Source organism: Cupriavidus sp. GW822-FHT03E04 (assembly GCF_058801495.1).
This window is the reverse complement of record NZ_JBXANI010000028.1, coordinates 96,951-109,641: the sequence shown is the minus strand read 5'-3', so window position 1 is coordinate 109,641 and position 12,691 is coordinate 96,951. Positions and strand designations below refer to the sequence as shown.

Sequence of the window (12,691 nt, the reverse complement as noted above, 5' to 3'; positions counted from 1 at the left end):
GCGATACTCAGACATGGGTCCCTCGTTTCCGCTCTTTTCGCCGAATCCCGAGGCGCCCCATACGGCCTTGGCACACCTTGACGGCTCGCTTCGCATCGCGCGAGGGTGTTTCCCGCCCATTCGGGCGGGAAACACGGCTACACCAGTTAGTTGATCTTGCCGCTGGTTTGCGCCCCTCTCCCGCCTGCGGGAGAGGGCGGGGGAGAGGGCGGGTGATTGCAATTTCGTGATGGTTCCAGGCTGCGAGGCTTTCTACTTTCTAACTGACAATCCCCAAGTGCCAAGGCACAAACTCGTTGTCCCCCAGCCCGAGCGCCTCGCTCTTGGTTGGCTGTCCCGAGGCCGCTTCCAGGATGTGCTCAAAAATCCGCTGGCCCATCTCGTCCACGGTCAATTCGCCGTCCAGCACCAGCCCGCAGTTGATGTCCATATCGCCTTCGAGCCGCGTGTACATCGGCGTATTGCTCGCTAGCTTGATGGTCGGCGCTGGCTTGGAGCCGAACATCGATCCGCGCCCGGTGGTGAAGCAGATCAGGTTGGCGCCGCTGGCGATCTGGCCGGTGGCGGCGACGGGGTCGTAGCCGGGGGAGTCCATGAAGACGAAGCCGGCTTGCTCGATGGGCTCGGCGTATTCATAGACGGCCTGCAGCGGCGTGGTGCCGCCTTTCATGGCGGAGCCGAGTGATTTTTCGAAGATGTTGGCGAGGCCGCCTTGCTGGTTGCCGTGGCCGACCACGCCGTTGAACTGGGCGTTCTGGCCGGCGGTGTAGCGCTCCCACCAGGCCAGGCGGTCCAGCAGTTTCTGGCCGACTTCCGGCGTGACGGCGCGGCGCGTGAGCATGTATTCCACGCCGTGGATCTCGGGGGTTTCCGACAGGATGGCGGTGCCGCCGTGGCGCACCAGGATGTCCATGGCCGCGCCGAGCGCCGGGTTGGCGCTGATGCCGGAGAAGCCGTCGGAGCCACCGCATTCCAGGCCGATCTTCAGGTGGCTGGCGGGCACGGGCTGGCGCGTGGCGGTATTGGCGCCGGGCAGCATCGCCTCGATGGCGCGGATGCCGGCCTGGATGGTGGCCGCCGTGCCGCCGCTGTCCTGCATGACCATGGTGCGCACGTGGCTGCCGGGCACCAGGCCTTGCGACTCCATCAGGCCCGCTACCTGGTTGCGCTCGCAGCCCAGGCCCACGATCAGCACACCGGCCAGGTTGGGGTGGCGTGCATAGCCCGCCAGCGTGCGCCGCAGCACGTCGAAGTGCTCGCTGGGCGAGGACATGCCGCAGCCGCTGCTTTGCGCGAAGGCGGCCACGCCGTCCACATTGGGAAAGGCCGCCATGCGCTCGGGCGTGAAGTGGTCAGCGATATGCCGGATCACCGTGGCCGAGCAGTTCACCGACGACAAGATGCCGATGAAGTTGCGCGTGCCAACCCGGCCGTCGGGCCGCACGAACCCCATGAAGGTGGCGCGCTCGGCCTCGGGCACATAGTCCACCGGCCGCACGTCCTGGCAGAAACCCGGGTCGCGATAGAAATCCACCAGCGCCAGGTTGTGCGAATGCACATGATCACCGGCCTCGATGTCGCGCTCGGCCACGCCGATCACGGTGTCGAACTTGCGGATCTGGGTGCCCTTGGCAATGGCGCAGGCGGCAATCTTGTGCCCCGCGGGCACCTGGGCGCGCACGCGCAGCCCCAGTTCAGGCAGGTGCTGGCCAAGGCTCAGGGCGTCCCGGGCAATCAGGACGTTGTCGTTCGCATGCAGGCGGATCAGGGCGGCGGAGTTCACGTTGGGTCAGCCTTGTTGCAGCAGTTCTTTGAGCTTGAGGCGCTGGATCAGGTGGGTTTCCTGGTCGTACACCGTGCTGATGTAGCGCTTGTATTCCGGGCCGTCCAGGTACATCACCGGCGCGTCGATGCGGGCGGCGACCTGCTGGAATTCCTTGCTAGCCACGGCCTGGCGGAAGGCGTCGCGCAGCTTCTTTTCCACCGCCGGATCCAGGCCGACGGGCGCGCCGATGCCATTGGGCGCTTCCACCACCACGTTGTAGCCCAGTTCCTTGAGCGTCGGCGTGTCCTTGAAGCGCGGCGTGCGCTGGTCGCCCCAGGTGGCCAGCAGGCGCAGCTTGCCGGCTTCCACGTGGGGCGCCCACGAGCTGGAATCGGCCAGCAGGTCCACTTGCCCGGCGAGCACGTCCTGCAAGGCCTGCGCGCCGCCCTTGTAGGCGATGGCATTGAAGCGCACACCGGCGGCCTGCGCGAATTCTTCCATGCCCACGTGGGTGGCGCCGCCGATGCCGGCATGCGCATAGGTGAGCTTGCCCGGATGCGCCTTGGCCTCGGCCACGACGTCCTTGAGCGACTTGAAGCGCGAGTTCGCCGGCACCGCGATGCCGAAGGTCTGGCCGGAGGTGCGCGCCAGGTAGGTCAGCTCGCTGCGCGGGTCCAACTGCAGCATGCCAAGCTGCGAGAAGCGCGTCACCGAGATCGGCACCTGGCCGATGGTGTAGCCGTCCGGCTTGGCGCGGGCCAGTGCCTTGGTGCCGATCATGCCCGATGCGCCGGCGCGGTTTTCCACCACGATGGATTGCTTGAGTACGCCGGACGCCACCTGGCACAGCGCGCGCATGGACTGGTCGGCGGTGCCGCCAACGGGCCACGGGCAGATGAAGGTGATGGGCCGGTCCGGATAGTCGGCGGCACGTGCGAGGCCCGGCAGCAACAGGCCGGCACTGCCAGCCGTCGCAGCCGTGGCGGCAGCGGCGCCGCTGATGAGCAGGCGGCGCCGCCCGTGGTTGATGCCGTGGGGTGCGGTCATGTGTCGTCCTCGCAGGGTGTCGTTATTGGAGTCATGGGCTGGTGGCAACGTCCACCGGTCAGGCTGGATTGTGGCAAAGCCATTCATAACAATCCAATCAATCATCGGAATGGCTTCATAACCTTAAAGTTAAGTAGAATCGTGGCATGCCCCAGATCGACCGCGCCCTGCGCTCCAATATCAAGCTACGCCACCTGCAACTGGTGGTGGCGCTGGACGAGTTCCGCCATCTCGGCCATACCGCCGAGTTCCTCTCCGTCAGCCAGCCAGCCGTCTCCAAGATGCTCACCGAGGTGGAGAAGACGCTAGGCCTGACGCTCTTCACGCGCTCCACCCGCGGCACCGAGCCCACGCTGGCGGGCGCGTCGCTGGTGCGTTTTGCCCGCTCGGTGCTGGCGCAATATGAGCGCACGCGCGACGAGATCGCCGCGGAGGCCAGCGGCGCCGCCGGGCGCACCCGGGTGGGATCGATGGGCGCGGCCCTGCCGGTGCTGCTGGCGCAAGCCATAGGCCTGCTCAAGCAGCGCTCGGCCCAGGCCACCGTGCTGGTGGAGGAGGGCGACCTGCCCCACCTGCTGCCCAAGCTGCGCATCAGCGAACTGGACCTGATCGTGGGGCGGCTGGAGCCTGGCTACGCCGCCCCGGACCTCATCACCGAGCCGCTCTATAACGAGCCGATGGTGGCGGTGGTGCGCAGCGGCCACGCGCTGGCAAGCAAGCGTGCACCGGGCTGGGCGGACCTGGCCGGCATGCCTTGCGTGGTGCCGCCGCCATGGGCCTCGCTACGGGTCAAGATCGAGCAGGAGTTCTACCGCTTTGGGCTGCAGCCGCCAACCGACCTGATCGAGTCGTCGTCCTACCTTGCCATCACCACCTTCGTCTCCCAGCTAGATGCCGTGGGCTTCCTGGCCAGGTCGGTGGGGCAGCAGTTCGAGCGGGAAGGCCGCTTCCATATTCTGCCCTTGGACATAGCGCTGGAGCTGCCGCCGGTGGGCGTGATCACGCTGCGCGAGGGGCGGCCCACGCCCAGCAGCATCCAGCTGGTCGAATGCCTGCGGGCAGCGGCCGGGCAATTGGCCGCGCCGCCGGCCGGTGCGAAGAGGCCGGCGCGCGCGCCGCGGCGCACGAAATAGCCAGCCCGCCGCGATCAGCGCGGCCTGGCCAGCAGGTACTTCGCCAGCGCGTGGAACGCCGGGATAATCCAAGCGCTAGCGGAGCCGGCCCACGACGCACCACATTGCGGCTCGGTCGTTCCCACAGGCACTGTTTAGGTCCACGCAAGCCGCCCCATGGTGCGGCTTGCGCGGGTGCCCTGCATGCGTATTCGGCCCGCGAAGGCGCCCTGGTGACCAATCTCCCTGAAATGTAAGAGGAATACATTTGAATACATTTTCCTTCTTACATGGCATGTCTCCTGCTTTGTTGGTCTGCAACGCCCTCATGTATACAACCTGGGATACAAGCGATGACCAGCAAGACGCCTCTGCGCCGATCCGCCGCCAGGCTTGGCAGTTGCCGAACGCTGCCTGACTGGCAACAGCTCTACAAGACGCGAGGCGCCTCGCCCGCGGACGCGCTGGCGCCGTTCCTGGACCTGGACGCAGCGGACCCGGCCTGGATCGCGCGGCTGGATGCGGCGCGGCTGCAGTCCCAGCTAGCTGCGCTGGCCGCGCGCGTTGAAGAAGCGGGCGGCCAGCTCGATGCGTTTCCCCTCTACGGCGTGCCGTTCGTGGTGAAAGACAACATCGACGTGGCAGGGTGGCCCACCACGGCGGCGTGTCCCGCGTTTGCGTATGTGGCCGAGCGCGATGCCGGCGCGGTGGCGCGGCTGCGCGCGGCCGGGGCCATTGTGGTGGCCAAGGCTAACCTGGATCAGTTCGCCACGGGCCTGGTGGGCGTGCGTTCGCCTTACGGCGCGGTGCCCAACACCTTCGATGCGGCATATGTCAGCGGTGGCTCCAGTTCGGGCTCGGCGTCTTCGGTGGCGCGCGGCTGGGTGCCGTTCTCACTCGGGACCGATACGGCGGGCTCGGGGCGCATTCCCGCGGCATTCAACAATATCGTGGGCCTCAAGCCGACCCGGGGCTGGCTCTCCAGCGCCGGCGTGGTGCCGGCCTGCCGCACGCTGGACTGCGTCTGCGTGTTTGCGCTGACGGTCGACGATGCCGCGCTGGTGGCGGAGATCGCCGGCGGCTTCGACCACGACGATCCTTACTCGCGCACCTATCCGCAGAGCGCGCCTGCCGCGCTGGCGCCATCGCCCGTGCTGGGCATTCCCGATGCGCCGGCATTCTTTGGCGATACGCAGGCGCAGGCCAGTTTCGAGCAAGCGCTGACGGACTTGCAGGCCATGGGCGCCAAGCTGGTGCCGATTGATTTTTCGCCATTCGCCGAGTTGGCCGCACTGCTCTACCAGGGGCCATGGGTGGCCGAACGCTTCCTGGCGGTGAGCCAGCTTCACGCCAGCCAGCCGGAAGCCATCGATCCGGTCGTTCGCGTGATCGTGGAGGAAGCGGGCCGCTATAGCGCGATGGACGCGTTCAGCGCCGAGTACCGGCGCGCGGCGCTGACCCGCGCTATCCACCTGGCGCTGGCAACGGTCGATGCGCTGGTGGTGCCGAGCGCGCCGTCGATCTATACGCTGGCCGCCGTGCAGGACGATCCGATCCGCCTGAACGCGCGGCTTGGCACCTATACCAACTTCGCCAACCTGGCTGACCTGTCGGCGCTGGCGCTGCCGGCCGGTGCGCGCGAGGACGGCCTGCCTGCCGGCATCACGCTGATTGCCCCGGCCTGGGCGGACCGCGCGTTGGCCCGCTTTGGCCGGCAGTGGCAGGCGGCGCAAGCGTTGCCGCTGGGCGCCACCGGGCGGGCTTGTCCCGTTGGTGCGCAGCGCGCGACGCCGGTCACGCCGGGATCGGTGCGGCTGGCCGTGGTCGGCGCCCACCTTAGCGGCATGCCGCTTAACCATCAACTGCTCACGCGCCACGCGGCCTTTGTGGAGGCTTGCCGCACGGCGCCGTGCTACCGGCTTTATGCGCTGGCGGACACGATCCCGCCCAAGCCCGGGCTGGTGCATATCGGCACAGGGCAGGGCGCGCCGATCGAAGTCGAGCTCTGGGATGTGCCACTGGCCAGCTTTGGCGCCTTCGTCGCGGAGATTCCCGCGCCCCTTGGCATCGGCAAGCTGCTGCTGGAAGACGGCCGGCAAGTTACCGGGTTCATCTGCGAACCCCGAGGCCTGGAAGGCGCCAGCGATATCACGGCATTTGGCGGCTGGCGCGCCTATCTCGCCAGCGCGGACGCCAACGCAACCTGACCCGGGAGCGCCGATGTTCCACACCGTACTGATCGCCAATCGTGGCGAGATCGCCGTGCGGGCCATTCGCACCCTGCGTGCGCTAGGTATCAAGAGCGTGGCCGTGTATTCGGATGCCGATCGCAATGCCGCGCATGCCCGGCTGGCCGATGTGGCCGTGCCGCTGGGTGGCGAGCGTGCGGCGGATAGCTACCTGGTGGCCGAGCGCGTGCTGCAAGCCGCGTTGGATACCGGCGCGCAAGCCGTTTTCCCCGGCTACGGCTTTCTGTCGGAGAGCGCGGCGTTTGCCGAGGCCTGCGAGGCGGCGGGCCTGGTGTTCATTGGCCCGACGCCGCACCAGCTCCGCGAGTTTGGCCTGAAGCACCGGGCGCGCGAGCTGGCCGCCGAAGCGGGGATACCGATGACGCCCGGCACCGGCCTGCTCTCCAGCGTGGAACAAGCCCTGCGGGAGGCCGCGCGCATCGGCTATCCCGTCATGCTCAAGAGCACGGCCGGCGGGGGCGGTATCGGCCTGTCGCGCTGCGCTGATGACGCCGAGCTGAGCGCGGCCTTTGACAGCGTGCAGCGGCTGGGCGAGCAATTCTTCAAGGATGGTGGCGTCTTTATCGAGCGCTGCCTGGACCGCGCGCGGCATATCGAGGTGCAGATCTTTGGAGATGGCGCGGGCCGCGTGGTGGCGCTGGGCGAGCGGGATTGCTCCACGCAGCGCCGCAACCAGAAGGTGGTGGAGGAAACCCCGGCACCGCACCTGAGCGAGACCACGCGCCACGCGCTGCATCGGGCCGCGATCCAGCTGGGCGAATCGGTGCGCTACCGCTCTGCCGGCACGGTGGAGTTCATCTACGACGTGGAGCGGGAGGATTTCTACTTCCTGGAGGTCAATACCCGGCTGCAGGTGGAGCATCCCGTGACCGAGCTGGTGACCGGGCTGGACCTGGTCGCCTGCATGCTGAAGGTGGCCGCGGGCGATGCGCTGGACTGGGATGCCATCTCCCGCCCGCCGCAGGGTGCGGCCATGGAGGTGCGGCTCTATGCGGAGGATCCGCTCAAGCAGTTCCAGCCCTCGCCGGGCACGTTGACCGAGGTGGCCTTTCCGGACGGCGTGCGCGTCGACGGCTGGGTCGAGACCGGCACGGAGGTGTCTGCCTTTTACGATCCGCTGCTGGCCAAGCTGATTGTCCACGGCCCCACCCGCGCTGCCGCGCGCGCAAGGCTCGCGGCAGCGCTGGCCGCCACGCGCCTGTGCGGCATCGCCACCAACCTGGACTACCTGCGCCAGATCGTCGACTCGCCCGAGTTCACCACGGGCCGCGCCTTCACGCGCATGCTCGACCGCTTTCCCTACGCGCCGGCAGTCATCGAGGTGCTGGAGCCAGGCACCTACACCAGCATCCAGGACGTGCCGGGCCGCACGGGCTACTGGCATATCGGCGTGCCGCCGTCCGGCCCGATGGACGACTACGCCTTCCGGCTGGCCAACCGCATCGTTGGCAATCATCCGGGCGCGGCCGGGCTGGAATGCACGCTGGTGGGGCCACGCCTACGTTTCCATGGCGCGGCCGTGGTGGCGCTGGCCGGCGCGCCTTGCACGGCAACACTCGACGGGATGAACGTCCCGTTCTGGGCGCCAATCAGCGTAGCCCCTGGGCAGGTCCTGGCGCTCGGCAAGGCCACGCAAGGCTGCCGCACCTACCTTGCCGTGCGCAATGGTTTCGATGTGCCGCGCTATCTGGGCAGCCGGTCCACCTTCGCGCTCGGGCAGTTCGGCGGGCATGCCGGGCGCACGCTGCGGCTGGGCGACATGCTCCCGCTCGGCCAGCCGCATCTGGCGGCCAGCGGCGTCGAGGCCCCGGTGACGGCGCCGCAGGCCGCCCCCGCCGCACTGGTGCCGGCCTACGGCCAACATTGGGAAATAGCGGTCCTGCACGGCCCGCATGGCGCTCCCGACTTCTTTACGCCGGCATCCATGGAGACTTTTTTCGCCACGGACTGGGAGGTGCACTACAACTCCAACCGCCTTGGCGTGCGCCTGCTCGGGCCCCGGCCCGAATGGGCGCGGCGCGACGGTGGCGAGGCGGGACTGCACCCATCCAACGTGCACGACTGCGAATACGCAATCGGCGCCATCAACTTCACCGGCGACTTCCCGGTGATCCTCACCAATGATGGCCCGAGCCTCGGCGGCTTTGTGTGTCCCGTCACGGTCGCCCAGGCCGAGCTGTGGAAGGTTGGCCAGGTCAAGCCAGGCGACCGGATCCGCTTCCGGCCGATCAGCTTCGATGCCGCGCGTGCCTTGCAGGCGGCGCAGGATCGGGACATTGCCGGGCTGCGGCAAATAACGCGTGCGCCGCCGCTGCCGGCGCCAGCGTGTTCCACCGCCATCCTTGCCGGGCGCGCGGCCAGCGGGCATCACCCGGCCATCGCCTACCGCCAGGCGGGCGATGGCTACTTGCTGCTGGAGTACGGCGAGAACGTGCTCGACATCGGCCTGCGGCTGCGGGTGTACCTGATGATGGAGGCGCTCACGGCGCAGCCGGTAGACGGCGTGCTGGAGCTATCGCCCGGCGTGCGCTCGCTGCAGGTGCGCTACGACGGCCAGCGCATCCATCAGGCGGCGTTGATCGAGGCGCTGCTCGCCATCGAGGCCGGCTTGCCGGACGTGGCCATGCTGAAGATCCCCACGCGCGTGGTGCACCTGCCGATGGCCTTCGAGGATGGCGCGACGCTGGATGCCGTGCAGCGCTACCGCGAGACGGTCTGCGCCGACGCGCCATGGCTGCCGAACAATGTCGACTTCATCCAGCGCATCAACGGCCTGGCGCATCGCGACGAGGTGCGGGACATTGCGTTCGCGGCGCGCTATCTGGTGCTGGGGCTGGGCGACGTCTACCTTGGCGCGCCTTGCGCTGTGCCGCTTGATCCGCGCCACCGGCTGCTCACCTCCAAGTACAGCCCCGCACGCACCTTCACCGCGGAAGGCACGGTCGGCATCGGCGGGGTCTATATGTGCATCTATGGCATGGACTCCCCGGGCGGTTACCAGCTGATCGGGCGCACACTGCCGATCTGGAACAAGTTCCTCAAGAACCCGGTGTTCGCGCCCGGTGCGCCGTGGCTGCTGCGCTTCTTTGACCAGGTGCAGTTCTACCCCGTGTCGGAGGCGGAGCTGGACCGGTTGCGGGAGGATTTTCGCGAAGGACGCGCCACGGTGCGCATCGAGCACGATGTCTTCGACTATGCCGCGTACCGCCAGTCGCTTGTGGACAGCGCGCACAGCATTGCCGCCTTCCAGGCGCGGCAGCAGGCGGCCTTCAGCGCGGAGGTGGCGCACTGGAAAGCCCATGAGGCCAACGCCGCGCCCATCGAAGTGCCGGCCGCCTTGCGCCATGACGAGCACGACGGCCATGCCGTGACAGCGGAGATGAGCGGCAGCGTGTGGAAGGTGCTGGTGCGGCCCGGCGAGCAGGTGCGCGCCGGGCAGCCGCTGCTGGTGGTCGAGGCCATGAAGATGGAGCTGACCGTGCTGGCCCCGGTGGCGGGCACGCTGCTGGCCATGCGCTGCCGCGCGGGCTCGGCGATCAAGGTGGGCGACCGCCTGGCGTCCATCGCCTGACAAGCGTGAAGCGTGCCTCAGCGCGGTTTGATGAACTTTAGCGTCATGCGGTCCGATTCGCCGATGGCCATGAAGCTCGCGCGCTCGCGCTCGCCGCCGCGCAACGTCGGCGGCAACGACCACACGCCATCGGGATGGTCGTGGCTGTCGCGCGGGTTGGCATTGATCTCGCTGCGCCCGGCAAGCGCAAAGCCAGCCGCGCGGGCGTGGTCGATGACGTAGTCTTCGGTGACGTAGCCGGTGGCGATCATCTGCTCCAGCGAGGTGCCGGGCGTGGCCCGGTGCTCCTCCACGCCTAGCACGCCGCCGGGTTTGAGCACGGCGTAGAAGGCGCGCAGGCTGTCGTCCAGGTGGCCGTCCTTGATCCAGTTGTGGATGTTGCGAAAGGTCAGCACCAGGTCGGCACCGCCCGGCGGGGCGATATCGGTAAAGGCGCGCACCGGCAGCGTGCCGACCGTGACCTTGCCGTAGTTGCCCGGATCCTGCGCCAGTTTCTTCTCGAAGTTCGCCCTTGAACGCTTGCCTTGCTCGCTGGCATCCGCGGCGCTCACATCGTAGTGCGCGGCGTATAACTTGCCGTGGTCGCGCAGCACCGGCGCCAGGATCTCCGTGTACCAGCCGCCGCCCGGCGCAATTTCGATCACTGCCTGGTCCGGCTGCAAGCCGAAGAACCGTAGCGTTTGCAGCGGATGGCGGTACACGTCGCGGGCCTTGTTGGCGGCACTGCGCTGCGGGCCGGCGATGGCGGCGGCGAGGGCTTCGTCTCCTGCGGCAGGCGCGGCGCTGGCCGCGCTGGCCAACATGCCGGCGCTGGCCAGCAGCAGGGAGTGCCGCACGAAACGGCGCCGGGCAGGGGAGGGAGTCATGGCATTCCTTGCTGAAGGTGAGTGGTGAGCGGTGAACTGTGGCTATCCATAGCCGCCCCTGAATCTGGATGCAGCCAGGCAGGTTTGTCAAGCCGGCTCATGCCTTTCCCGCGTTGACTGGTGCTGCCCTCAAGGAAGCGTCTTAGGAAATGCGTTTTTATTCGTTCTCAATCCAGCAGCGTCATTTCATAGTTGAGCCGTGATGGCTATAGGCGGTTGCCGTCAACGAAAAAGCGTGCATCGGGCAGGCCCGGCTTAGCCCGCACGCGGACAACATGCTGCAAGGAGAGCGTTTCATGACAGTCGCATTGGAAGACAAGATCAAGCATCCCGTGCTGGAAGCCGCGCGCGGCGTGGCACGTTCCTCCGGCCTGCCCTATGCAGGCCGCGTGACGCCGCAGCAGGCCTGGGCGCTGTTCAGCGCCGGCGATGCGGTGCTGGTCGATGTACGCACGGCGGAAGAGCGCAAGTTCGTCGGCTATGTGCCCGATACCCTGCACGTGCCCTGGGCCACCGGCACCAGCCTGACCCGCAACCCGCGCTTTGCGCGCGAGCTGGAAGCCAAGACCGGCAGGCACGCCGTGGTGCTGCTGCTGTGCCGCAGCGGCAACCGCTCCGCGCTGGCTGCCGAAGCCGCCACCAAGGCGGGGATCGCACATGTGTTCAACGTGCTCGAAGGCTTCGAAGGCGAGATCGACGAGCGGCAACGGCGCGGCAAGAGCGGCGGCTGGCGCTTTCACGATCTGCCGTGGATCCAGGACTGAGCCGCGGCTGGCGCAAGCAATCAATCGATAGAGATCCACAAGCATGGCGATCAACAAGCCGCGCGAACCATCGCGCGGACAACGCAGAACGGGGAGTACCACAGTGGCTGACTTCGAGATCGGCGAGATCGTGCTCGCCCTGCAGCAGGTGCGCCAGCAATGGAGAGAAGGCCAGCAACGCTTGCTGGAGCCGGGCGGGCGCGACCTGCCTTCGCGCGATGCGCTGGCGCAGGTGGTCGCCACCCTCAAGGGGGTGCTGTTTCCCATGCGGCTGGGGCCGCCCGATTTGCGCCAGGAAAGCGAGAACCTCTATATCGCGCATTCATTGGACGCGGCGCTGCACGGGCTGCTGGCCCAGGCAAGGCTGGAGTTCCACTACGCCGCACGCCATGCCGAACGCGATGAAGCCGCGCTGAGGACGCGCGCGCTGACGGCCGTGCGCGAGTTCGCCGCCGAGTTGCCGCGCATCCGCGGCCTGCTCGACAGCGACGTGCTCGCCGCCTTCCATGGCGACCCCGCGGCCGGCAGCGTGGATGAAGTCCTGCTCTGCTATCCCGGCATCCTGGCGATGATCCATCACCGCATCGCCCACGCGCTCTATGGCCTCGGGCTGCCGCTGCTGGCGCGCATCGTGGCGGAACTGGCGCATGCGGAGACTGGCATCGACATCCATCCCGGCGCGCAGATCGGCGGCGGCTTCTTTATCGATCACGGCACGGGCGTGGTAATTGGCGAGACCACCATCATCGGCGAGCGCGTGCGGCTGTACCAGGCGGTGACGCTCGGCGCCAAGCGCTTTCCGCGCGACGCCACGGGCAAGCTGGAGAAGGGCCTGCTGCGGCACCCCATCGTCCAGGACGATGTGGTGATCTACGCCGGCGCCACCATCCTTGGCCGCGTCACGCTGGGCCGCGGCGCGGTGATCGGCGGCAATGTGTGGGTCACGCAGGATGTTGCCGCCGGCGCCCATGTGACGCAGGCCGTATCGCGCAACGAGACCGCCAGGGTGCCGGGCGCAGGCGAGCTGGCGCGCGTGATCGAGGCGAGCTTGCCATGACGGACCTGGTGCGGACTTTGGGCGCCACCGTGCGCCAGTTGCGCGAGGCGCATGCGTGGTCGCAGGAAGAGCTTGCCGAGCACGCGGGCATGAATCGCTCGTATATCGGCGAGATCGAGCGCGGCAGCGCGATTGCCTCGATCGTCACGGTGGAAAAGCTGGCCGTGGCGCTGGGCGTGCCGATCTCGTGGCTGCTCGGATCGGGCGCCGCACACGTCTCGCTGCGTGATGCGCAGGTGGTAGGCACGCGGTCTTAGCCA

The 12,691-nt window shown here is 67.9% G+C and carries 9 protein-coding genes; 6 read left to right on the top strand and 3 right to left on the bottom strand.

The genetic code is table 11. The features are described from left to right. Positions 1–259 precede the first annotated feature (259 nt). Both AC1RQC_RS32620 and AC1RQC_RS32615 read right to left on the bottom strand, forming a co-directional pair. Entirely contained in the window at positions 260–1,783 is a 1,524-nt protein-coding gene (locus tag AC1RQC_RS32620; RefSeq protein WP_492372699.1) for a UxaA family hydrolase, read from the bottom strand. A gap of 6 nt (positions 1,784–1,789) precedes the next feature. Further along, positions 1,790–2,812, bottom strand: coding sequence for a tripartite tricarboxylate transporter substrate binding protein (locus AC1RQC_RS32615; protein ID WP_492885740.1), 1,023 nt, complete (start codon positions 2,810–2,812; stop codon positions 1,790–1,792). A 146-nt stretch (positions 2,813–2,958) separates the two neighbouring features. On the opposite strand from AC1RQC_RS32615, the gene AC1RQC_RS32610 reads away from it, so the two are divergent. The 3 genes from AC1RQC_RS32610 to uca all read left to right on the top strand — a co-directional run bounded on the left by AC1RQC_RS32610 (position 2,959) and on the right by uca (position 9,744). Further along, positions 2,959–3,945 (top strand): LysR substrate-binding domain-containing protein, encoded by a 987-nt coding sequence (locus tag AC1RQC_RS32610; protein ID WP_492885738.1) that lies wholly within the window; start codon positions 2,959–2,961, stop codon positions 3,943–3,945. Between the two features lie 332 nt (positions 3,946–4,277). Then, positions 4,278–6,131: an allophanate hydrolase gene (atzF, locus tag AC1RQC_RS32605; protein WP_492885736.1), complete on the top strand. Its 1,854-nt coding sequence runs from the start codon at positions 4,278–4,280 to the stop codon at positions 6,129–6,131. A 13-nt stretch (positions 6,132–6,144) separates the two neighbouring features. Then, a complete protein-coding gene (gene uca / locus AC1RQC_RS32600) occupies positions 6,145–9,744 on the top strand; it encodes an urea carboxylase (protein WP_492885734.1) in 3,600 nt (1,199 codons plus the stop codon). Between the two features lie 17 nt (positions 9,745–9,761). Here the strand turns inward: uca and AC1RQC_RS32595 are convergent, their stop codons facing one another. Beyond that, the gene (locus AC1RQC_RS32595; protein WP_492885732.1) at positions 9,762–10,610 is read right to left on the bottom strand and encodes a class I SAM-dependent methyltransferase; all 849 of its coding nucleotides are present in this window, start codon (positions 10,608–10,610) and stop codon (positions 9,762–9,764) included. A 296-nt stretch (positions 10,611–10,906) separates the two neighbouring features. Here AC1RQC_RS32595 and AC1RQC_RS32590 point away from each other — a divergent pair, with 296 nt between their 5' ends. The 3 genes from AC1RQC_RS32590 to AC1RQC_RS32580 all read left to right on the top strand — a co-directional run bounded on the left by AC1RQC_RS32590 (position 10,907) and on the right by AC1RQC_RS32580 (position 12,688). Then, positions 10,907–11,374 (top strand): rhodanese-like domain-containing protein, encoded by a 468-nt coding sequence (locus AC1RQC_RS32590; protein WP_441639719.1) that lies wholly within the window; start codon positions 10,907–10,909, stop codon positions 11,372–11,374. 103 nt (positions 11,375–11,477) lie between these two features. Next, entirely contained in the window at positions 11,478–12,431 is a 954-nt protein-coding gene (gene epsC / locus AC1RQC_RS32585; RefSeq protein WP_492885730.1) for a serine O-acetyltransferase EpsC, read from the top strand. Continuing rightward, positions 12,428–12,688, top strand: coding sequence for a helix-turn-helix domain-containing protein (locus tag AC1RQC_RS32580; RefSeq protein WP_150986150.1), 261 nt, complete (start codon positions 12,428–12,430; stop codon positions 12,686–12,688). The genes epsC and AC1RQC_RS32580 overlap by 4 nt, the downstream gene beginning before the upstream one ends. Positions 12,689–12,691: the final 3 nt, after the last annotated feature.

Coding starts and splice junctions, on each gene's coding strand:
- AC1RQC_RS32595 (WP_492885732.1), bottom strand. CDS start 10,610: ATGACTCCCTCCCCTGCCCGGCGCCGTTTCGTGCGGCACTCCCTGCTG.
- AC1RQC_RS32615 (WP_492885740.1), bottom strand. CDS start 2,812: ATGACCGCACCCCACGGCATCAACCACGGGCGGCGCCGCCTGCTCATC.
- AC1RQC_RS32590 (WP_441639719.1), top strand. CDS start 10,907: ATGACAGTCGCATTGGAAGACAAGATCAAGCATCCCGTGCTGGAAGCC.
- AC1RQC_RS32610 (WP_492885738.1), top strand. CDS start 2,959: ATGCCCCAGATCGACCGCGCCCTGCGCTCCAATATCAAGCTACGCCAC.
- uca (WP_492885734.1), top strand. CDS start 6,145: ATGTTCCACACCGTACTGATCGCCAATCGTGGCGAGATCGCCGTGCGG.
- atzF (WP_492885736.1), top strand. CDS start 4,278: ATGACCAGCAAGACGCCTCTGCGCCGATCCGCCGCCAGGCTTGGCAGT.
- AC1RQC_RS32580 (WP_150986150.1), top strand. CDS start 12,428: ATGACGGACCTGGTGCGGACTTTGGGCGCCACCGTGCGCCAGTTGCGC.